The following is an 18,328-nucleotide window of genomic DNA, read 5'->3' as shown; positions in this document are numbered from 1 at the left end:
CCGCCTTGCCAAACCATTTGAGAGATTTGGTCTTGCCGCTCACAGCTCGTCCCAGGTCAGGGCCTCGATCGCACTCGTGTCGACCGAAGAGTGGAATGCGGCAAGCCCGTCGTACCAGTAGCCGTTGTCCAGCGTGTCCGACGACAAAGTGACTGGCGTGCTGCCGTGGCGCCAGGCAAACACCGTGTGCCCGGCTGCCCGGACGGCCTGCAGCAGGTTGGAGAGCTGGCAGCTGTCCGCCGGTCGCGTCGCCGCCGCGCCTGTCGTCACGATCAAGCTCGACGGAGGCACGTCATCACCCGCGACGATCTCCGCCTGCACCCCGCCGAGCCAGATGGCCAGATCGTGGGCAATAAAGTCTCCGATGCCCGCATGCGGTCGGACAGTAATCACAGCGGCCGAGCCCGAGTTGTTACGGATCACCATCCACAGGCGATAGAGCCCGCCGCCGAGGTCGACCACGCCATTGCTGCCGTGCGCCCAGGCGCCCCCGGTGTTATTGCCGGGCGAGCCAAGGGAGACGACGCCGCCAGAGATTTGGAACAGTACAAAGATGTTTCCGGACGGCGTGTTGCAATGCACCCGGCAATTGCCGGCGGTACCCGCCATGACGTACTGCGATACGGCCACCCTTTCTCCGTTTGCCATCGCCACGCTTGCGAGGGTGTTGATGCTCGGAAATTGCACCCCTGTGGTGGCAAACGCCTGCAGCAGGAGCCCTCCGCGCTCCCGTGACTGACCGATCGATACAAGGCCAGAGCCGCTCCACGCGCCTGACGTCGTACTCGTGGACGAGGTGACCTGATTTGTCCGCGCCTCCTCAAGCAGCAGCTGCCGCTTGCCGTTGCTCCAGTCGATCGGCGCCTCGTCGGTGACCGTGGCGGCAAAGTTGCCGTCGCGGCCGAGCAGCAGCTTGGCCGGGCCTGAATGATTGGCGAGCGCCGCCGTCATCGCAACGGCCCGCAGCTGCGCCAGCTCGCCCGCCGTTGCCGCGCCGACGCCGGCCAAAGGCACTCTCGTCTCAAGCGCCAGCGCCCGGTTGAAGTCGATCACATAGGCGGGGCCGGCCGCCGCCAGCTGCGGCAGGGCCAGCAGGCGATCCAGCGGATTGGCGTCCAGGTCGCGCCCGAGCGTCAGCCCGCGCCCCTGGATCCCCCTCAGCGTCAGCGGCACGGGCCTAGTCCTCGATCGTGGCGACCACGGCGGTCGCCGCCGTCACCCGCCGCACCCGGAACGGCGGCACGAAGCCGGCGCCCACGTCGGTGAATGCCACCGTGTCGCCGTCGGCGTTGTCGGCCGGCACCACGGTGATGTCGCCCGGCCCGCACAGCACCACGGCCTTCGGGATCGGGTCGATGTCGCTCGCCGCCGGCGTCACGATCCGCGCCTTGCGGCCGAAGCTGTCGGGCCCGCCGGCAACGGTGGCATAGGGATCTGCGGCCATGATGGTCTCCTTCCTTTGTTACCCGGGCAATCACCCGATCCTCTTCAGCGCCGCCTCCAGGTGGCTGTGCTTGTGCTGCACCGGCCCCTCCACCTTGAGCCGGCCCGGAACGATCACCGTCCCCCGCCGGTCGGTCACCGCCGCGATCTCGTCGTCCTCGGCGATGTCGGCGCCCAGCGGAAACAGCGCCCGGATGTCCTCGATCATCGCCGTCTTCTCGCCGTCCGTGATCTCGCGCGAGCTGGTCGACCAGACGAAGCAGTTGAGCGTGCCGATCGCCTGGAAGTCGGGCGCGACCGGATTGCCCCAGGCATCCGTGCCGCTCGCCTGGTTGCGCTCCACCGCCGCGCGCATCGTCAGACGGCCGGAGATCATCTGACTCGCCTCCGCACCCGTCGCAGCAGCCACGCCGTCAGGTACATCGGCCCGCACGCCGGCCCCAGCTCGATCACGAAGCCCGTCTCGTCGCCATTCCCGCCGTCCCGTGCCATTGCCGCCTCCTCAGGCCATCACCATGCCGTGGCGCACCGCCAGCGCGGCGATGATCGCCTCGCGCTCGGCCGCCGGGTCGCCGCCCAGCGTGAACTGGTAGTCTCCGGCGCGCTCCGACTTCAGGCCGCCGCGATAGCTGAGATCCAGCGCCATCAGCTTGATCGTCGCCTCCTCGCGCGCCGCGACCGCGCCGGCGTTGCCGGCCGGCGTGTAGGTGATCGTCACCAGCGGCGCCCAGGTGGCGCGCGGATGGCTGCCGTTGGACAGCCGCTGCAAGGTGCGCCCGCCGTGCAGCACCCGGTAATCGTCCGCGCTCAGCGTCACCGCCGTGCCCGTGTCGCCCGGGTCGCGCTCGACGACCGTCACCGCCTGGCCCGTGTCCAGCGGCCGCGCCAGGCGCAGGGTGCGCTGCCAGGCCGCGTCGGGCTCGCCCGGCTCGCCGAGCTCCACGGTGATCTCTCCGACCGGCCCGAGGCGCGCGTCCAGCTCCGCCGTGATCGCGCCGATCATCGTGGTCAGTTCGTCGTCGGACAGGTCCGTCCCCGTCCTTTCCTTCACCCGGTCGATCAGAGCCATGGTCTGCTCCTAGGAGGTCAGCGCTCTTTTTTTGGCACTCCTGATCCAAATGGCGATCAAGAGAGTGCCTGTGGTAATCACGGGCAGCCAGAAGGCGATCGCCATAACGACGTCCCGGTCGAGACCGGTTACGTAGGCAACTGCCTCGATCAAGGCTGCCAAAAAGACCATCAATGCGAAGTACATACCGATAAGCCCACCAATCAGGATCCAGTCGGACGGATCACCGATTACGTCGCGGGCCATGACTTTTAACGTCTTAAACATCGGCCTGTGTTCCTGTTCAAATGTGGCGGGCGGCGGGCTGTGCCCCTACGGTCGTGCCGTCCCTCAAAGGTGCTGGGGGCCTCGCGAGCCGCGCCAGACCGCCCCTGGGTAATCGCTCAGGCCCCGGCGTCGGCCGGCGCCAGCTCCCTGGCGGCGGCGACCCACTTGAGCCAGTCGGCCTCGCCCTTGCCGGGGATCATCAGCGGCGGCTGCTGCGGGTCGAGCGCGGCCAGCGCCGCGAGGCTCGCGATCCCGGCATCGGCCAGCGCCTTGGCGGTCGCATTGCCGATGCCCTTGATCCGGGTCAGGTCGTCGCCGGGGGCCTTTTCCTCGCCGCCCTTGTCCTTGCCGCCCTTTTCCTCGCCGCGCTTTTCCTCGCCCCCTTTGTCGTCGTCGCTCTTCTTTTCCTTGTCCTCGCCGCCCTTCTTCTCCTTGTTCCCGCCCGGCGGCGTTCCCTTGCCCTTCACCGGCAAGGCGCCGTCGACCAGGCCGAAGATTTGCGCGGCACTCGCCGGGATCTCGTCGCCCGGCACGCAGTAGAGAAAGGCGGCGCGCTTGTCGCCGGCGGCGACCACGGCCGCCTTGTCGGCCGTCAGGTACAATCTCTGTCTCGCGATCATGGCTTTTCCCTTCACAGCGTTTCGTAGAGGTCGATGATCACCGCCGATCCGTCGAGCGCCGAATTGAGCGTGGCGGTGTTGGCCTCCAGCGCGCTGGCGCTGACGGCGACCGTCGGGGCGGTGCCCTCGCGCACCCCGTCCAGGTAGGCGGCCAGCACCGTGTTGCGCGACAGAGCCAGCGGCAGGCCGAGCTTGGCGCCGAGACCGACGCGCACCCGCTCGGTGTCGGCCGTGTCGTAGGGCGGCAGGGTGACCTGGGTCACCGTGAGAAACGCCTTGGTGCCGGCGACCAGCGTCGAGCCGTTCAGCGCGATCGTCTCGCTGATCGCCTGGCCCTCGATATTGGTGCCGGCGACCACCACGTCGCCGCTGACATTGGCGTCGTTGCCCTTGACGGTGACGTTGCGCGCCACGTCCGGCTGGCCGTCGAAGGCCGTGACGACGGTGGTCTCGCTGGCGTCCAGCGCGGTGTCCGCCAGCACGTCGTTGTCGGCGCCGAGCGCCGGCGCGCCAAGCGCACACGACCGCACCCGCACCTCGCTTCCCGCAATCTTTGACATGAGATTTTCCTTTCATGTTGGCGCTACCGGCCTTCGGCCTACTTGAGCGCTGGCCGCAAGCCTCCAACCCGCACAAGTAGGCCAAACCCGCTCAAGCAGGCCGAAGGCCGGTAGCGCACTTAAAAACTTCCGGTAGCGCAAGTATCCGCGCTCAAGTAGGGCAAAGCCCGGTAGCGCAAGGATAGTTAGAAGAGCCCGCCCGGCATTGCCGGGCGGGATATTCTTACAACCCCGTCACGTCGCAGAAGGCGGCCGGACGGAACACCACCAGGCCGGCGCGCATGTCGCCGCGCACCGTGCGCTTGCCCTCGGTGAACTGAGTGCCGACGTAACCGATCTGGATGTCGACGCCCCGGCGTTCGAAGCCGGAGATCCACGCCGGCTGGAACGAGCCCGTCAGGCCGCTGCCCGAGGCGCGTGCCTCGTTCTGGACGACGGGCAGGCCCCACAGGCGCTCCGGACCGGCCTCCGACGGGCTGCCCCAGATGTAGACGCCGTCGGCGGTGCGCAGCAGGCGGATCGACTGCCAGTCGGTCGGGTGCATCACGTGATGCGTCGGGATTGCCCGGCCGACCGTGCGCACCTTGGTCATCGCCTTGAAGAAGACGTCCGGCACCGGGTCCGTGCCGCGTGCCTGGGTCTGGATGCCCGAGACGTTGACGATGCCGCGCAGGTTCGGCGCGGTGCCGTTGCCGACATAGACCTGAGTGTCCAGGCGCTGGCGGATGCCGAAGGCGAGCCGGCCGTTCACGTAGCCCTGCATCATCGGCACGTCGTCGAGCTGCTCGTCGGTCACCGGCAGGCTGTCGGTGATCTTGCGCACGTCCGAGCTCTTTTCGGTGAAGACGAAGGTGCTTTCGGCGTAGCTGCCGCCTTCGGCCGTTTCCGCCGCCGCGTGGGTGCGCGTGGTTTCCTCCATGTACTTGATGGAGGCCTGGCCGGTCGGCGAAAACGGAATGATGTCGATCAGCTGCAGCGGCCGGGTGACCGCCTCGACGAAGCCGGGCATCCGCACGCTTTCCGGCGCGTAGCCGGCCGTGGTCGCCATCAGCGCCTTTTCCTGCAGGGTCATGGCCTTCATGCCCATGGCCAGCATGTCGGTCGGCAGGATGTCGAACGTGAGGTCGATCCCGGCCGGACAGCCGCGCTCGATCCAGGCGTTGTAGGTCTTTGCCTCGGCGAGCAGCTCGCCCAGCGATTTCATGGCCGCTTGCGCCCGGGCGCTGCCGCCCTCTGGGAACCCCGGCCGGAAGCCCACGGCCTTCTCGCGCCGGGCGTGATCGTCGGCGGCCTTCTCGGCCGCTTCCAGCGCCTCGGCCTGCTGCGCCAGCTCGTCGAGCTCGGCGTTCATCGCCTTGACCTTCTCGGCGACCGCGATCGAGCCCTTGACGTCCTCGCCCAGGCACTTCACCCGGTTGAAGTCGTAAGACCCGTCGTCGGTCTTGGCCTCGGCGAACACCTTGCCGAGCTCATCCTGCCTTGCCGCGAGCTTCTCGCGGACCTGCTTTGCGGTGGTCATCCCACATCTCCATGATCTGAATTTTCAACCGGTCCTCACGTCCGCGCGCTGACCTCAAGGGTTCGGCCGGCGTCCGGCGCCGGCATGGATCGAAACTAAAAAGCGGGCGCGAACGAAAACACCCGCGCGGCGGCGCGGGTGGCGGCGGGAAGACGGGAATGGGGAGACAGGCTCTTTTAATGTGCCGCCCCGCCTTTTGGCAAGACGGCACCGGTCATGACCTGTCAAATCGCCCCGAGGCGGCTGAAGATCGCCTGCAACCCCGATTAAACCGGAATTTAAACAGGGCGCGGGTCGAAAACGACCCGAGGGACCGCCGAGGGGACGAACGCGCTCAGCGGCCGTTTATTTGGATCCGGTCGTCTACCGGCCGGTGCGCCGGCGGGCGTCGCGGGTGAGCCAGTCGGCCGCCAGCCGCTCGGCCTCCGCGCGCGCCTTGGCCTCGTCGCCGGCCGGGGCCGCTTCAGCGTCCGGGTCCGGTGCGCCCTTGAGCAGCGCGTCCAGGCGCTGCTTCAGCCGGTCGAGCTGCTCCATCCGCTCTGCGCTCATCTCCCGGCCCTGCGCCTCGCGCAGCGCCTTGACCGATCCGGCGCGCGCCACGATGTCGCCGATCTCCAGGATCACCGCCTCGATCTGGTCGGCGAAACTGCCGTGCGACTTCAGCGCCAGCGTCCCCGTGCCGACGCCCGCGCCGCGCACCACCGGCGAGATCTCGTGCACGTCGAGCCGCTTCAGGACGCGCACCCGCTCGCCGTCGCGGTTCTCGATCACATGGTCGAGCGTGCCGAAGCCGTAGGAGTACTCCTGGACGCTCGCGCCGTGCTCCAGGTCGAACTTCAGCGTCTTGTGCCAGTCGCGGCCCACCTGCGTGTCGAGGTTCAGGTGCAGCTCGGCCAGGGCCGCGTCGCCGTCCTCGTAGATGCGGGCCTTGCCGAGCGGCATGGCGGTGCGCTGGTGCGCCGGCAGGATCGGCACCCACTGCTCGCCGCCCTCCTTCCACGAAAAGGCGCCCGGGACATAGGTGTCGCCGTCGCTGTCGATCGCCGACAGGGTGGCGATGCGCGCCAGGCCCTTGCCCGCGCCGTCCATCTTTTCGACCGTGATGGCCTTGGTCTCGTTCTTCATCGTCCGTCCCTTTCCGGTGGGTGGCGTGGCGTCGGTCTCAACCGGCCGGCAGGCCGCGCAGGGCCGCTTCTGGCCGTTGGCCTCGACGGATCCGGTGTCGTTGCAATGCGGACAGCTCATGTCAGTCCTCCTCGTCTGCGAAATAGGGCGCGAAGGACAGCGTCCCGTTGGGATGTTCGTCCGCCGCCATCTGGCTCGCCTCGGCGGCCGAGACGATCGAGCCGTTGCGCGCGATGTGGTCGGGGTCGGACCGGTCCGGCCCGAGCCGTCCGTCGAACACGATGAACTGTTCCACATTGGCGGCGCGGGCCCGCTCGATCGTCGAGATGTTTTGCGCGTACTTGGTCTCGGTGCGCGCGATGATGCGCGCCCGCGTCGACACTTCCTTGTAGGGGCCACCCTCCACGTAATCCGCGATCCGGGCGGCAAGCTGCGGCGCGCCCTCACCCTCTGCGCGGCCTTCGGCGATCGCGTCGAACAGCGCCTTGCGCGTCTGCGCGGATAGGTCGACCAGGCCCGAGCGGCGGCCGCCGGCGCCGGCGACGGCGCGCGCCACCGGATCGGGCAGGCTGCCGGAGATCCCGGCCAGCTCGGCGGCCTCGCTGACCTTCCTGGCCGTCTCCAGGTACTGCGCCTCGTAGATCTTGGCGAAGGTGGTGCGGTGCGCCTCGATGCCGAGCTGATCCAGGATCTGCGCGACCAGAAGGTCGTCGGATTTCTGTTCTTCTTCCTTGCCTGATTTCGGCGAGAGATCCTGTATTTCCAGTAGCGGCAAGGCCGCGTCCTTCGCGGCCTTGCCAAGATCGCCGAAGAACCCCTTCAGGCGGCGTTCGAGTGTCTTTTGCAGCGGCCCTTCCTGGCGGCGCAGCGTGTCCAGGTAGGCGGCACCGGTTCTGATCGCGCTCCTGCTCGCCCGGGCCTTCTGTTCCTTCGGCTCCGGCTCCTTCGGTGCCGGCTGCGGCTGCGGCGCGCCGCCCGCCGGCGTCTCCAGCGCCATCGCCGGCCGCAGGTAGATCCGGTGGCTGTCGTCGACGTCGAGCCCCATGGCCTCGCGCGCCTCCGCGATCTCGACCCAGCCGCCCTGCACCATCGTGTTCCAGCGGGTCGCCGCCTTGTCCAGTTCGTCCTGCAGCGCCAGCACCTCCGACGTGTCGAAGTGGCACTTCAGCCCGGTGGCTTCGCCGAAGTCGGGCAGCAGCGAGCGGTCGAGCTCGTCGGCGAGCACGCGCAGCACCGGCAGCATGCCGTTGCGCCAGGCGAGCTTGACCAGCTCGCCCATGGTCGCCCCGACCTTGGAGGTCTGCAGGCCGGCGCCGAAGCCGACCACGGCGGCCGGAATGCCGAGACACGCGCAGATCCGTTCCTCGGCGACGTCCCGGCTTTCCGACATGTTCATCTGTTGCGGGTTGAAGCCGTAGGGCGACACGTCGGTCGGCGCGCCCATCACCAGGGCGCCGCCGCGCCGGTCGCCGGTGAACGCCTGGTTGAACCACGCCTTGGTGGCCGCCACGTCCTCCGGCGCCACCGTGCCGCCCGCCTTGGGGCTGATCACCACGCCCGGCACGCCCATGTTGCGCAACAGCGACGCCACGAAATTCGAGCTCTCCAGGTCCATGAAGATCTCGCGCAGCGTGCCGGCGAGCGGGCTGAGGCCCTTGCGCGGGTTGCGCGGGTCGATCCCGTGGCGGAAGTGCACCACGTCGTCGGGCGACAGGTCGATCGGCGGCACGCCGCCGCCGGGCGAATAGGTGTAGTGCGACAGGAACACCGAGCCGTCGCGCGACGGCTTGGGCTCCATTGTCCAGTGCGGCACGTACCACAGCTCGACCGGCCGGCCGACGCCGTTGCGCACCTTCACCCAGTAGCCGTTGCCGTCGAAAAGATAGGAAAGCAGCGTGCCGGCCCACAGCGTCAGGTCGCCATAGTAGGCATTGGGCCGGTCGATCAGCTCCAGCATCTTGTGCCCCGGCAGTTCCTCGTGGCTGCCGTCCGCCTTGCGCCGGCGCACCGTCAAGGTGGCCTCCGGCATGGCGCGCTGGATCCACTGGATTGGCGCGGTCACCACAGAGCTGTCCAGCCCGTCGCCGACCTCCCGGGCGTAGTTGTAGCTGGTGCGCTTCAGCAGGCCGGCCCAGAACGGCAGGCCGGTGCCGTGGCGCATGGCCGTAAGGGCCTTTGAAACGGCCTTTGAAACGGTTTTAAGCATCGGCTGGGATCCAGTTCTCGTCCGGGGTCTGTGCCTGGTGCGCGCCGTGGGTCGGCGCGGCCGACATCGGCCGCCAGCTTCCGGCCGGCTGGCCGTCGGCGGCGTGCAGCGCCAGCGCCAGCGCCCAGAAGCGGTCGGCGTGGCCGTCGGGCGTGCGCTCGGCGGTGAAGCGGATGTTGCCCGCCGCCGTTACCTGCTTGGTCACCGAGCGCAGGTCCGCCCGGATCGTCGGGTCGTAGGGGATGCGTAGCCGCCGGTCCTCCATGCGGCCGCGCACCGGATAGGCGAGCGCCTCCTTGATGGCTCCTGAAAAATTGACCGCCTCGACCCGGTACTTGCCGAACTTGTCCTGGGCGTCGTCCGCCCAGCCGATGCCGAGGCCGGTGCTGTCGATCGCCACCCGCTCGCAGCGCGCCAGCCAGGGCCACAGGATCTTTTCCTGCTCCGACTTGGTCATGGCCTGCAGCGCCTCGATGTGGCGCGTGTAGAACACGTCGCCGAGCTGCTCGACCACCCAAAGGACGGTCAGGTCCCTCTTGCGGCCGATATCGATGCCGGCGAACAGCCGGCCGCCCTCCATGGTGCGCCAGGGACTGTCGCCGGGATACTCACACGCCGCGATCAGGTCGTATTCCAGGAACGCCGCGTCGTCGTCGGCCGGCTGGCACATGTACTCCTGCAGGAAGCTTTCCTCGTCGGCGCAGCCGGCCTTGACCCAGTCATAGTAATCGGCCTCCGTCATCTCCTGCCGCTCGTCGTCCTCGGGCAGCGACTGCTGCAGCTTCCACAGGAAGCCGTCGTCGAGCGCGTCCTGCAGCGTCACCCGGTGCAGGCTGATCTTCTTCGGATTGCCGCTCTCGCGCGCCTCGCGCACCAGCTGGTTGAAGAAGTTCCCCGAGCCGCGGTGGGTGGAGATCACCTCCATGTTGCCGCCCCAGGTGATGCCGGGATAGGCGATCGACCAGAGCTTGCGCGGATCGGGATGCAGCGCGAACTCGTCGAGCACGCGCCCGCCGCGCTTGCCCGCCTGGGCGTCCGGGTTGGAGCTCATCGAATGGATGCGGCGGCCGTTGGAAAACCGCAGCACATAGGCGCTGTGCTTGCCGTCCTCGTCGATCGCCTGTTCGCCGAGGTCGCGCGCGGCGAGATCGATGCCGGACGCCCACAGCTTGCAGTCCTCCAGGAACAGCCGCGCCTGGATGTCGTCGCGCGACGACACCCACTGGTCATGGCGCGCGCCGGCGAGCGCGGTCCGCGACACGCAGGCATAGGCGGTCGACCAGGACAGGCCGATCTGCCGGCCCTTTTCCATCAGCTTCAGCCGCGACATGTCGTAGACCCAGCGCGCCTGGTAGGGAAGGAAGATCGCCTCCTGGTTCGTCGGGATGACAAGCGCGCGGCCCATTCACACCCCTCCGGTGATCCGGCGGTTGATCTCCGCCATGGTCTCGGCCGAGATCCCGGCCTGCCTGCCGACCTCGGCGACCTCGCGGGCGACCTCGGCGAGCTTCTGGCGCTGTTCCTCCTCCAGAGAGCGGCGGATCTCCATGGCGTGGCGCTGCGCCGTCACCGCCGCCCGGTTGGCGTTGGCGAGCTGGGCGACCTCCTTTGGCGACAGGTTGCCCTCGGCCAGCAGTCCGTCCACCGCCATCTTGAGCCGCTCGGCCACGGCCACCGTCATCTTGTCGGCGCCGTCCGCGCCCATGCTTTCAACAAGATCCCGCGACAGGCGCAGCCGCTCGTCGTAGTCGCGCCACTGGCGGGCCTTCTTCACCGAATAGCGCGAAAACGCGCCCTTGGAGATCGGCGCGATGCCGCGATCGGCGAGCCGCGCGTTGAAGTCGGCGAGGATCGCCGTCTGCGGCCGCTTGGCGGCGCGCAGTTCGTCGTTGAGCCACAGCAGATCCGCGTCCGCTTCCTCGGGAAGCATCTCCAGGCTCGACAGCCGGCCCCGGCCCTCGGTGTTCATCGCCGCCCCCTCACGCCTCGTCGTCCGGCCAGGCGACGCCGTCGAGCGGCGAGCGGCGCTCGATGTGGTCGCGCCCGACGCGGGTCAGGCCGGCGATCAGCTTGCCGCCGTCCTGCTGCAGCTTGACCGCGCCGAGCTCGGACAGCTTGCGCAGCTGGGTGCGCACCCACTCGATCGAGCGCGAGATCAGGTAGCGATCCAGGATCCCCTGGATCCGCTCCTCGTGCATGTGTCCGTTGAACTCGCAGGCCAGCTGCTGGAGGATGATCAGCCGGCCCCGCTGTTCCAGGTAATCGTCGTATTTGCCGCCGGTCATGTCTGTCCCTTCCCGCTTAGCAGATACTTTTCGATCCTTCTCACCGCCTCGTGCAGGCCCTTGTATTCGGCCTCGATCTTGCCCAGCAGCCCGTTGGAGCGCTCAAGCTTCAGGGACAACTCGTTGAAGTCGTCCTTGGTCGGCAGGTGGTCCACCTCGTTCTCCACCTTCTGGAGCCGCCGGTCGTGTTCGCGCAGCTTGCGCTCGTGGCTGTTGATCGTGTCGCTGTTGGCGCGCGAGCGCGCCGTCAGCCAGGTGTAGACGATCGCTCCGATCGACAACGCCGTCGCCACCGCGCCCAGCCACTCCTTGATCTCCTGCATCACCGGTGCCTCCCCTCGATCCTGGTCTGGCACCCCGCGCAGCGCCGCGCCGAGGGCATCGCCCGGCGGCGCGCCGGCGGGATCTCCTCGCCGCAATCGACGCAGTCGGCCGCGCCCGCCCCCTGAAGCCGGGCGCGCACCGCGTTGACCCCGGCCTCCCGCTCCCTCTCGACCCGCGCCTCGGCCAGCTCGACGTCGAAGTTGCTCGCCTGGCTCACGCGTGGCCCCGGCACTTTTCGTCCGAGCGCCGCCAGACATAGACCCCGACGACGCCCGCCCAGGTGCCCAGCACCGTGCCCAGGAAGCCGTAGGCGACCGAGGCATTGGCGATGGTCGCCGTGTCGCCGATGTACATCAGCCGGCAGAACGAGCCGACCAGGGCGAAACACGCCAGCGCGAACAGGATGCCGTTCAGCGGCCGCCAGATCCGGTTCAGCAGCCTGTCGGATTTGGCGTCCGCGAGCAGCACACCGTGATAGGAGCGCACCGCCTCGCTGGCCGCCTGAGCCACCGCGCCCAGGTCCGCGTCCACCGCCGTCACCGCCTGGCGGACCGCTTGCGGGTCTTGCGCGTAGCGCTCCGCGATCGCCTGCTCGCTCGGCTCGACGCCCAGCTGATTGGCGATCGAGCGCACCGCCGTCTCGGCGACGTCGGCGGCGATCCCGCCGGGCGCGCCGCCGTGCTGGCGCAGGACCTTGGCGAGCACGTTCGCGCCGATGTCGAGCGCGATGGCCAGAAGCGGGCTCATAGCTTGTCTCCCATGGATTTGAGGAAGGCGCGGATGACGGTGCGATGGCGCCAGGCCAGATAGACGGCAAGCACGCCGGCCATGGCGAGCGTTCCGGCGAGCAGCAGCACCAGGGTGTTGTCGGTCTCGGTGACGGCGGCCGCGCAGGTGCCCGCCGCTGCGGCCGCTCCCGCCGCCGCCGCATCCTTGCCGGAGGCGGATTGAGGCGGCTTTGCCGTCACGGGCGCGCCGGTATGCAGGCCGCGCCGCCGCTGCACCTCTTCCAGCGCCAGGAAAACCGCCGCCGTGCTGACGCTGGCGCGCTGGCCCGAGTAATGGCCGACCCCCTTGGAGGTGGGCAGCGAGGCCCACTCCTTGGCGAGCGCGTCCATCAGCGCGTCGCGGCTGATCACGCCGCCAAGCCAGCGGTCGATCCCGCGCACGCCGAGCAGGTAGCAGCCCAGCCGGTCCTGCATCTCCGCCGAATAGAGCTCCAGGCCGGACAGCTTCAGCTGCTTGCGGATCTTGCGCAGCGTGGTGCGCACGATCTGGTAGCGGCCGAGCGCGGAGGAATTGAGGGAGTTTTTCGGATGGGCCAGCATCGCCGTCTGCAGCTCGTCGATCTGGTCGAGCGTCATGGCGACCAGGTCGTGGTCGCCGCCGCTGAAGGCGCCGTAGCCGAGCGTCTCGTTGTAGCCGCGCCCACGGTCGGTGCCCTCGGACCGGCCGATCAGGTCGAGCAGGGGGCGGTAAATGTAGAAGGGGTCGGTCATGACGGGCCTCGCATCGCGCAAGGCGCACCGTGATGGCGCGCCTCAAGAACGCTTCACGGTCAATCTGTCATGATCGGGAAAGGACTATCACCCGCGCGGCGGCGCGGGTGGCGCTCATGCGGGTCTAAATCCGGGAGTGTGCCTGAGGGCCACAGGACCGGCCGTCAGCCGGTCCTGGAGAAGAAATCCAGTTGCCGCGACGGGCCGTCCTGGGCGGGCAGCCACTTGCGCACGGTCGAAACGTCCACCCGCAGCGTGCGGGCGATTTCCGCGTTGGTCGCGCCACGGGCGCGCATCACCTGGGCGATCCAGGTGTTCGCCACCGGCACCCTGTAATAGCCGTGACCGAGCACGCGCGCAAGGGCGTCGACCTTGTCGGCGCCGATGGTGCGCGCGGCCATGGACCGCCTGGACGACTGGGCCGGCAGGTAGACCTCGGTCCCGCCCAGGTTCAGGAACAGCGCGACCGCGTCGTCGACCCCGAGCGCCTCGACGAAGGGCGCGACGTTGGCGGGCGGTTCGGGCAGCTTGGCCGTCACTTTTTCACCTCCCGCAGCAGCTTGCCGAGCCGGTTCTGCGCGGCGATCCATTGTTTGGCCGTCAGCTCCGTTGGCATGTTGCCGATGGTCTGGATCAGCCAGGCAGTCAGCGTGCCGGCCGGCGCGGCGTTTCTCTTGATCAGCTCCGACCAGATGTGCAGCACGATCTGAAAGCGGAAGTCGTTGTAGAGATCCGGCAGACTGCGATCCTTGCGGAACAGTCCGTCGTTGCCCGTGGCGCGCCGGATCCAGAGCTTGAGCGCGTCGATCGCCCTGTTGGCGTCGGCAGCCTCGCGCAGGAAGCGGTGATGGTCGAGGTCGGTCTGGCGCTTCAAGAAGGCGATCATCGCCGCGTCGGTCTTGTCCCGCACGACGCCCAGATTGTAGCCCGCGATCCACAGAGCCTGCAGCTTGCCGGCGTAGGGTCCGGTGGCGCGCTTGGCCGACCCGGACCTCGAAGACCGTTTGAAGCCGAGGCGATGCAGCTCGTCCACCACCGCCTGGTGCTGCGGCGGCGTCATGGCGCGCAGGCTGCGCGCGCCTGTCACCCGCTCGTAGAGGTCGCGGGCGTCGTCGCCGGCGATGCCGAGCTGCTTGAGCCCCACGTGGATGAGTGCGTGTGCTGTCATCTGTCCCACCATCTCAATCGGTCCGGACGCTCCTCGTCCGGACCCTCGGTTGACGCCGTGGCCGCGCGAGCGGCCGTCGAGAGCTCCTGTCGCAAGAGCTCGTTGGTGACCGCCCGGAGCTCGGCGGTCAGCCCTGGCAATCGGTGCAGCCTGTAGCGGTGGCGCCGGGCTTCGCCGAGCAGCTCCTGGCGGCGGGCACCGGGATCGTGGCCGGGATCGTGGCCGCGGATGGACATGTCAAAGTCCTCCCTCCTTACAGGGCGCCTCGCGGATCAACTCGTGGATCAAAGGCATCGAATACCCCCCCCCTGAGGCGCCGGGCCGATGGCGACGATCAAATGATTTAATGTGCGGGACCTAGCCCGATGTCGGTGATAAACGCGCGGGCGCCGCGCGACCGAGATCGTGTCAAGATCGACACGATAGTCGCCGCTCGCCCACAGACCACCTTGAAGGGGACTGCACCCGACGATGCGGCCGGTCGCGGTGTCGATCTCCCACCACAGGAAATCCTGGCCGCAATCTTCAAAGGAAACTCGCAGGACAGCGGCGGGTTTCATGACCGCTCGCTCCCGATCCGCAGGAGGAGGCAGTCATGGAGCAGTCGGCGGAATGGCTCGCCATCAATCTGCTCGGTGTGGAGCTCCCACGATGCAACGACGCCGTAGACCTCATAGGTGTCGTACCCGGTCCGAAGCAGATACTCACGCGCCTCTGCCGCGGTCCTCCAGACGGCGCAGCCGGCGTAGGGCACACCTTTAAAGACCTCGCGCTTGCCCATCTTCATCACCTGGGACCGGTCAAGCGCCGTCTCATAGGTGTCACGGTGTCCTACGGCGTAGATCATGTTATCAGCCCCCACTTGCCATCGAGCAGATCGTCCAGCCACTGCGGCTCCGGATGCTCGGCCGGCCTGCCGATCTCCGCCTCGATCTCGATGATGAGCAGCGCGCGCGCGGCGATGCCGGGCACCGATACCGGGCAGGCCGTGCCAGGCACCGGGACATGATCCATGCCGTCCCAGGCGAGCTCGCACGCGGTTTCGACCATCGACACGAGCTCGCCGCGCAGCTCGAAAAGCGCGCGATCGAGCAAATCGGTCAGCCGGCGCAGCTTGCGTTCGTCGGCGGACTTCTCGTTCGCCATCACGACGCCCTCGCCAGATCGATGGTGACGGGTTCCCAGGCCGCGTCGGCCGAGGCGCGCTCGTAGAAGCGCAGGTAGGTCTTGGACCCGACGACGCGCATCGCCTCGCGGATCGCGTCCATGGCGCGACGCCACCGCTCGTCCTCGATATCGAGCCGGAGCAGCATGAAGATTTCCGATTTGTTGATGCAGCCGGCCTTGTCCGTGTTGAAGGCGCGGGTCACGATGGCGCGGATCTCCGGCCGGCTTTCGGCCGACCACTCGTTGAGGCACTCGTCAATGAGCGTCTTGGCGATCTGGAGCTCCGGGCCGAAGTCGATGAAATCCGAGACCTTCACCTCGATTTTCATCCGGCTGTCGAAGCTGAGCAGCGTCTTGTTGCCTTTCCGCCCGCCGATCGTGGCGTCGTACTCCTGGGCGAGCAGCGCTTCGAGAGATCCGATGTCCTCGAATGTGTGCCCGCGAAACCGGCCGATCTGGGCGCTCAGGTCGCGGGCAAAGCCCAACACCTTGCGGACCAGCTCGTCCTGCAGCTTGTCCATCGGCTTGACCATTTCGAGCGGCACGAGGGAGCCTTTCGCGTCGGCCATGTAGGGTTTGCCGGCGATGTCGATGACGCCGTCGTCGGTTGCGGGGTCGGTTGCGGGGATGTCGGTCACTGAATACCTCCATTGCGTTGGTCGAGGGCGGAGCGGCCCGGCGCCGGGTCGCCCATGAGGGTCGGGGTCGGATCGGCTTGGCCGTCGCGCCTCAGGTCGGGGAGCATCGTGTCGAGCAGCGGGTTGACCCGCCAGCGCCGGCCGGTCGGGGCCGGCACGAGCCGCCGCTCGGCCGCTTCCCGACGCAGCATCTCGCGCTGGCGCAACTCCTGATCGACGGCGACGATCAGTCGGCTGATGGACTGGACGAGGTCGGCGCGGCTCGTGCCGCCGCTGAGCAGCCGGGCGGCCACCTCGGCGGCCGCGATCGAGGCGGGCGTGTCCGGGCCGCGGCCGTCGAAGACCGCGGCCAGTATCTCGTCGACCAAATCGTGCAGGGCCTCGCTCATGCCGCACCTCCCCCGTCGCCGGCCTGCGGCCTCACGGGACGCTTGAAGCGGGCGAGCGGGATCACCTTGTCGTTGCTGAGGTCGATCAGCACGGGACCGCGAAACTGCGGCGCGATCCGCGCGCGCTCCAGCTCGAACGCCTGGTCGCGCAGCGCCTGCAGCCGGCCGGCCACCTTCATCAGGTAGCCGTGCATCGGATCGTCGCGGCCGAGCTCGGCCGACTTGACGAACAGGTTGCGGCACAGATTTGTGATGTCATCGCTCAACATGCGAGTGTCCTTTCAGGCGCGAGTGCGGGCAGTTGGAACGGCAGGCGCGATAGACGCGGCTGCGGATGGCGTTGGTGACGGCGCGCGGCTTGGCCTGCCAGGCCAGGCACGCGTCCAGGCCGATCTCGCCGAGCACCGGACAGCCGACGGTCTTGCCCATCAGCGCGCCGCGCACGGTCTCCTCAAGTCTTTCGAGATCGCCCGGATACTTCGCCGAGATCACCTGGCTGATCGTGGTCGACGAGTAGCCGAGGCGGCGGGCGCAGGCGTTGAGGCCGCTGCGGGTCGCCAGCTCCGCGAGCTCGCGCACCCAGTCCGGCAGCGCCGGTCCCCAGGCGGCCCTGGCCTTTTCGGTCATGGTGATCATGCAGCCACCTCGACCGCGTCCATGGTGCCCATCACCTGCTGTCGGTTGGCGTCCCACACGACCTTGCCGGTCAGGATCTTCGGCGCTTGCGGCCCCGTGTTCATCGACGGCTTCAGCCGCCAGACGCGCGGCGTGCCCGGCCTGCCGCCGCGCACCACCTGCAGGTAGCCCGCCTTTTCCAGCAGCCGGGCGTAGCGCGAGGCCGCCTCGACCGCGACCCGCACCAGTTCGGTCGAGGCGACGATCGCCAGCTCGTGCTTGGTGAAATGCGGCAACGACCGCATCGCCGTCCACATTTGCGCCTGGCCGAGCCCCTGCGTGCCGATCGAGCCGTCGCGGTTGACGATCGGGGTCTGCGCCGGCCGCTTCAGCAGCTCGTAGACGTCGGCGCGCGCCTTGCCGCCGCGCGCCGTCGGCCCAAACTCGCTGCGCACCACCTTCAGGTAGCCGGCCTTCTTCAGGCGGCCGAGGAAGTCGTCGATGCACCTGTCGGTCGGATCGTTGCAGCGCTTGCACACCTCGTCGCGGGTGAACAGGCCGCCGCCTGCGCCGAGGTCCCGGATCACGCTCCAGTAATGGTCGTGGCCGCGATAGACCGGCGTGCCGGCGGTCACCTTCAGTTCAAGCTGGATCGGCATCAGGCGACCCTCCTCGACAGGCGGCGCGGCGGCTCGCCGGTGTAGAACCAGTCGTCGGCGAAGGCCTCCGCCGACAGTTTCGAAAGCTGCCGGTTGCGCGCGTGTTCCTTGAGCTTGTTGAGGTTGACCACGATCCGCCGCGCCCGGCCGCCGGAGCGCTCCAGCAGCCGTTCCAGCAGGCTGTCGGACAGGGTCAGCTCCGGGCAGAACAGATCGGCCAGCGCATGGGTGTCGTCGATGTCGCACGGCTCGGCCGGCACCCACTCCAGCACCCGGTTGTGCACCCGCTCGACCTGCTGCAGCTTGGCCGGCAGCAGCTCCTCGCCGATCAGCAGCATCGGCACCTGGGAGTGCTCCTGGATCTCGCGCACCAGCTCCAGCATGCCCTTGTCCGCGAGCTTGTCGGCCTCGTCGATGATCAGCGGCCGGTCCCAGTCGTCGCCGAGCACCAGGATCGCCTGTTCCGTCAGGTCGGCGATGGTCGCCCGCCCCGGCTCGTGGCCGGCTTCCCGCACGATCGACTGCAGGAACTTCTTGCGCGTCCAGCTGTCGCCCACCTCGACGCGGAGCGCCCCGGTCAGGTTCTGCGCGTAGATCGCCGAATAGCTCTTGCCGTAGCCGGACGGGCCGTTGAAGACGCCGATGCCGGGCAGGTGCGCGCTGCGGCCGCGCAGCGTCTCCACCAGCGTCATGAACCGGGCGACGTTCTTCAGGGCGGCCAGTCCGCCGGCGGCGTTCTTGACAGGCGTGTCAAGCTTGGTCATGCTTCCATCCT

27 protein-coding genes are annotated in these 18,328 nt (G+C 68.4%); all 27 read right to left on the bottom strand.

Going from position 1 to position 18,328, the window contains the following annotated elements:
• Window positions 1-39 precede the first annotated feature (39 nt).
• The gene (locus tag SL003B_RS08525) at window positions 40-1,173 is read right to left on the bottom strand and encodes a phage head spike fiber domain-containing protein (RefSeq protein ID WP_013652434.1); all 1,134 of its coding nucleotides are present in this window, start codon (window positions 1,171-1,173) and stop codon (window positions 40-42) included.
• Between the two features lie 4 nt (window positions 1,174-1,177).
• Window positions 1,178-1,444, bottom strand: coding sequence for a spike base protein, RCAP_Rcc01079 family (locus tag SL003B_RS08520; RefSeq protein ID WP_013652433.1), 267 nt, complete (start codon window positions 1,442-1,444; stop codon window positions 1,178-1,180).
• Window positions 1,445-1,474: 30 nt separating this feature from the next.
• Complete coding sequence (locus SL003B_RS08515; RefSeq protein WP_013652432.1) at window positions 1,475-1,819, bottom strand: hypothetical protein; 345 nt, start codon at window positions 1,817-1,819, stop codon at window positions 1,475-1,477.
• Between the two features lie 126 nt (window positions 1,820-1,945).
• A complete protein-coding gene (locus tag SL003B_RS08510) occupies window positions 1,946-2,512 on the bottom strand; it encodes a hypothetical protein (protein WP_013652431.1) in 567 nt (188 codons plus the stop codon).
• Window positions 2,513-2,521: 9 nt separating this feature from the next.
• Window positions 2,522-2,779, bottom strand: coding sequence for a hypothetical protein (locus tag SL003B_RS08505; protein ID WP_041375448.1), 258 nt, complete (start codon window positions 2,777-2,779; stop codon window positions 2,522-2,524).
• Window positions 2,780-2,895: 116 nt separating this feature from the next.
• A complete protein-coding gene (locus SL003B_RS23335; RefSeq protein ID WP_013652429.1) occupies window positions 2,896-3,399 on the bottom strand; it encodes a helix-hairpin-helix domain-containing protein in 504 nt (167 codons plus the stop codon).
• 11 nt (window positions 3,400-3,410) lie between these two features.
• The gene (locus SL003B_RS23330; protein WP_013652428.1) at window positions 3,411-3,959 is read right to left on the bottom strand and encodes a hypothetical protein; all 549 of its coding nucleotides are present in this window, start codon (window positions 3,957-3,959) and stop codon (window positions 3,411-3,413) included.
• A gap of 223 nt (window positions 3,960-4,182) precedes the next feature.
• Window positions 4,183-5,478: a phage major capsid protein gene (locus SL003B_RS08490; protein WP_013652427.1), complete on the bottom strand. Its 1,296-nt coding sequence runs from the start codon at window positions 5,476-5,478 to the stop codon at window positions 4,183-4,185.
• Window positions 5,479-5,841: 363 nt separating this feature from the next.
• A complete protein-coding gene (locus SL003B_RS08485) occupies window positions 5,842-6,723 on the bottom strand; it encodes an HK97 family phage prohead protease (protein WP_013652426.1) in 882 nt (293 codons plus the stop codon).
• Between the two features lies 1 nt (window position 6,724).
• Window positions 6,725-8,809, bottom strand: coding sequence for a phage portal protein (locus SL003B_RS08480; RefSeq protein WP_148259273.1), 2,085 nt, complete (start codon window positions 8,807-8,809; stop codon window positions 6,725-6,727).
• A complete protein-coding gene (locus tag SL003B_RS08475) occupies window positions 8,802-10,214 on the bottom strand; it encodes a phage terminase large subunit family protein (protein ID WP_013652424.1) in 1,413 nt (470 codons plus the stop codon). The genes SL003B_RS08480 and SL003B_RS08475 overlap by 8 nt, the downstream gene beginning before the upstream one ends.
• Window positions 10,215-10,778: a DUF3486 family protein gene (locus SL003B_RS08470; RefSeq protein WP_013652423.1), complete on the bottom strand. Its 564-nt coding sequence runs from the start codon at window positions 10,776-10,778 to the stop codon at window positions 10,215-10,217.
• A gap of 10 nt (window positions 10,779-10,788) precedes the next feature.
• Entirely contained in the window at window positions 10,789-11,094 is a 306-nt protein-coding gene (locus SL003B_RS08465) for a VpaChn25_0724 family phage protein (RefSeq protein WP_013652422.1), read from the bottom strand.
• Window positions 11,091-11,417, bottom strand: coding sequence for a DUF2730 family protein (locus SL003B_RS08460; RefSeq protein ID WP_013652421.1), 327 nt, complete (start codon window positions 11,415-11,417; stop codon window positions 11,091-11,093). Before SL003B_RS08460 ends, SL003B_RS08465 begins: the two co-directional genes overlap by 4 nt.
• On the bottom strand, window positions 11,417-11,635 hold the full coding sequence (locus tag SL003B_RS23705) for a TraR/DksA C4-type zinc finger protein (RefSeq protein ID WP_013652420.1): 219 nt from the start codon (window positions 11,633-11,635) through the stop codon (window positions 11,417-11,419). The genes SL003B_RS08460 and SL003B_RS23705 overlap by 1 nt, the downstream gene beginning before the upstream one ends.
• The gene (locus SL003B_RS23700) at window positions 11,632-12,165 is read right to left on the bottom strand and encodes a hypothetical protein (RefSeq protein WP_013652419.1); all 534 of its coding nucleotides are present in this window, start codon (window positions 12,163-12,165) and stop codon (window positions 11,632-11,634) included. The genes SL003B_RS23705 and SL003B_RS23700 overlap by 4 nt, the downstream gene beginning before the upstream one ends.
• On the bottom strand, window positions 12,162-12,917 hold the full coding sequence (locus SL003B_RS23695; RefSeq protein WP_013652418.1) for a lysozyme family protein: 756 nt from the start codon (window positions 12,915-12,917) through the stop codon (window positions 12,162-12,164). The genes SL003B_RS23700 and SL003B_RS23695 overlap by 4 nt, the downstream gene beginning before the upstream one ends.
• A gap of 164 nt (window positions 12,918-13,081) precedes the next feature.
• Complete coding sequence (locus SL003B_RS08440; protein ID WP_013652417.1) at window positions 13,082-13,456, bottom strand: helix-turn-helix domain-containing protein; 375 nt, start codon at window positions 13,454-13,456, stop codon at window positions 13,082-13,084.
• On the bottom strand, window positions 13,453-14,085 hold the full coding sequence (locus SL003B_RS08435) for a regulatory protein GemA (RefSeq protein ID WP_013652416.1): 633 nt from the start codon (window positions 14,083-14,085) through the stop codon (window positions 13,453-13,455). The genes SL003B_RS08440 and SL003B_RS08435 overlap by 4 nt, the downstream gene beginning before the upstream one ends.
• 556 nt (window positions 14,086-14,641) lie before the next feature.
• Complete coding sequence (locus SL003B_RS08425; protein ID WP_013652414.1) at window positions 14,642-14,932, bottom strand: hypothetical protein; 291 nt, start codon at window positions 14,930-14,932, stop codon at window positions 14,642-14,644.
• Window positions 14,929-15,231: a hypothetical protein gene (locus tag SL003B_RS08420; RefSeq protein WP_013652413.1), complete on the bottom strand. Its 303-nt coding sequence runs from the start codon at window positions 15,229-15,231 to the stop codon at window positions 14,929-14,931. Before SL003B_RS08420 ends, SL003B_RS08425 begins: the two co-directional genes overlap by 4 nt.
• Window positions 15,231-15,890 carry a DUF3164 family protein gene (locus SL003B_RS08415; RefSeq protein WP_013652412.1) on the bottom strand — a complete coding sequence of 220 codons (660 nt, stop codon included), beginning with the start codon at window positions 15,888-15,890 and terminating at the stop codon, window positions 15,231-15,233. Before SL003B_RS08415 ends, SL003B_RS08420 begins: the two co-directional genes overlap by 1 nt.
• Entirely contained in the window at window positions 15,887-16,279 is a 393-nt protein-coding gene (locus tag SL003B_RS08410; RefSeq protein ID WP_013652411.1) for a hypothetical protein, read from the bottom strand. Before SL003B_RS08410 ends, SL003B_RS08415 begins: the two co-directional genes overlap by 4 nt.
• Window positions 16,276-16,548, bottom strand: a complete 273-nt coding sequence (locus SL003B_RS08405; RefSeq protein ID WP_013652410.1) for a hypothetical protein — start codon at window positions 16,546-16,548, stop codon at window positions 16,276-16,278. Before SL003B_RS08405 ends, SL003B_RS08410 begins: the two co-directional genes overlap by 4 nt.
• Window positions 16,535-16,915 carry a hypothetical protein gene (locus tag SL003B_RS08400; RefSeq protein ID WP_013652409.1) on the bottom strand — a complete coding sequence of 127 codons (381 nt, stop codon included), beginning with the start codon at window positions 16,913-16,915 and terminating at the stop codon, window positions 16,535-16,537. The genes SL003B_RS08405 and SL003B_RS08400 overlap by 14 nt, the downstream gene beginning before the upstream one ends.
• Window positions 16,912-17,553, bottom strand: a complete 642-nt coding sequence (locus tag SL003B_RS08395; RefSeq protein WP_013652408.1) for a hypothetical protein — start codon at window positions 17,551-17,553, stop codon at window positions 16,912-16,914. Before SL003B_RS08395 ends, SL003B_RS08400 begins: the two co-directional genes overlap by 4 nt.
• Window positions 17,553-18,317 (bottom strand): AAA family ATPase, encoded by a 765-nt coding sequence (locus SL003B_RS08390; RefSeq protein ID WP_013652407.1) that lies wholly within the window; start codon window positions 18,315-18,317, stop codon window positions 17,553-17,555. The genes SL003B_RS08395 and SL003B_RS08390 overlap by 1 nt, the downstream gene beginning before the upstream one ends.
• Between the last annotated feature and the right edge of the window lie 11 nt (window positions 18,318-18,328).

The organism is Polymorphum gilvum SL003B-26A1, from assembly GCF_000192745.1.
Classification (GTDB): Bacteria; Pseudomonadota; Alphaproteobacteria; order Rhizobiales; family Stappiaceae; genus Polymorphum; species Polymorphum gilvum.
The sequence above is the reverse complement of the archived record's forward strand: the minus strand, read 5'-3'. Positions and strand labels throughout refer to the sequence as shown.

What these genes read in the sequence shown, in the direction of transcription:
- SL003B_RS08520 (WP_013652433.1), bottom strand. Translation starts at nt 1,444, where the DNA reads ATGGCCGCAGATCCCTATGCCACCGTTGCCGGCGGGCCCGACAGCTTC.
- SL003B_RS08515 (WP_013652432.1), bottom strand. Translation starts at nt 1,819, where the DNA reads ATGATCTCCGGCCGTCTGACGATGCGCGCGGCGGTGGAGCGCAACCAG.
- SL003B_RS08510 (WP_013652431.1), bottom strand. Translation starts at nt 2,512, where the DNA reads ATGGCTCTGATCGACCGGGTGAAGGAAAGGACGGGGACGGACCTGTCC.
- SL003B_RS08505 (WP_041375448.1), bottom strand. Translation starts at nt 2,779, where the DNA reads ATGTTTAAGACGTTAAAAGTCATGGCCCGCGACGTAATCGGTGATCCG.
- SL003B_RS23335 (WP_013652429.1), bottom strand. Translation starts at nt 3,399, where the DNA reads ATGATCGCGAGACAGAGATTGTACCTGACGGCCGACAAGGCGGCCGTG.
- SL003B_RS23330 (WP_013652428.1), bottom strand. Translation starts at nt 3,959, where the DNA reads ATGTCAAAGATTGCGGGAAGCGAGGTGCGGGTGCGGTCGTGTGCGCTT.
- SL003B_RS08490 (WP_013652427.1), bottom strand. Translation starts at nt 5,478, where the DNA reads ATGACCACCGCAAAGCAGGTCCGCGAGAAGCTCGCGGCAAGGCAGGAT.
- SL003B_RS08485 (WP_013652426.1), bottom strand. Translation starts at nt 6,723, where the DNA reads ATGAGCTGTCCGCATTGCAACGACACCGGATCCGTCGAGGCCAACGGC.
- SL003B_RS08480 (WP_148259273.1), bottom strand. Translation starts at nt 8,809, where the DNA reads ATGCTTAAAACCGTTTCAAAGGCCGTTTCAAAGGCCCTTACGGCCATG.
- SL003B_RS08475 (WP_013652424.1), bottom strand. Translation starts at nt 10,214, where the DNA reads ATGGGCCGCGCGCTTGTCATCCCGACGAACCAGGAGGCGATCTTCCTT.
- SL003B_RS08470 (WP_013652423.1), bottom strand. Translation starts at nt 10,778, where the DNA reads ATGAACACCGAGGGCCGGGGCCGGCTGTCGAGCCTGGAGATGCTTCCC.
- SL003B_RS08465 (WP_013652422.1), bottom strand. Translation starts at nt 11,094, where the DNA reads ATGACCGGCGGCAAATACGACGATTACCTGGAACAGCGGGGCCGGCTG.
- SL003B_RS08460 (WP_013652421.1), bottom strand. Translation starts at nt 11,417, where the DNA reads ATGCAGGAGATCAAGGAGTGGCTGGGCGCGGTGGCGACGGCGTTGTCG.
- SL003B_RS23700 (WP_013652419.1), bottom strand. Translation starts at nt 12,165, where the DNA reads ATGAGCCCGCTTCTGGCCATCGCGCTCGACATCGGCGCGAACGTGCTC.
- SL003B_RS23695 (WP_013652418.1), bottom strand. Translation starts at nt 12,917, where the DNA reads ATGACCGACCCCTTCTACATTTACCGCCCCCTGCTCGACCTGATCGGC.
- SL003B_RS08435 (WP_013652416.1), bottom strand. Translation starts at nt 14,085, where the DNA reads ATGACAGCACACGCACTCATCCACGTGGGGCTCAAGCAGCTCGGCATC.
- SL003B_RS08425 (WP_013652414.1), bottom strand. Translation starts at nt 14,932, where the DNA reads ATGATCTACGCCGTAGGACACCGTGACACCTATGAGACGGCGCTTGAC.
- SL003B_RS08420 (WP_013652413.1), bottom strand. Translation starts at nt 15,231, where the DNA reads ATGGCGAACGAGAAGTCCGCCGACGAACGCAAGCTGCGCCGGCTGACC.
- SL003B_RS08410 (WP_013652411.1), bottom strand. Translation starts at nt 16,279, where the DNA reads ATGAGCGAGGCCCTGCACGATTTGGTCGACGAGATACTGGCCGCGGTC.
- SL003B_RS08405 (WP_013652410.1), bottom strand. Translation starts at nt 16,548, where the DNA reads ATGTTGAGCGATGACATCACAAATCTGTGCCGCAACCTGTTCGTCAAG.
- SL003B_RS08400 (WP_013652409.1), bottom strand. Translation starts at nt 16,915, where the DNA reads ATGATCACCATGACCGAAAAGGCCAGGGCCGCCTGGGGACCGGCGCTG.
- SL003B_RS08395 (WP_013652408.1), bottom strand. Translation starts at nt 17,553, where the DNA reads ATGCCGATCCAGCTTGAACTGAAGGTGACCGCCGGCACGCCGGTCTAT.
- SL003B_RS08390 (WP_013652407.1), bottom strand. Translation starts at nt 18,317, where the DNA reads ATGACCAAGCTTGACACGCCTGTCAAGAACGCCGCCGGCGGACTGGCC.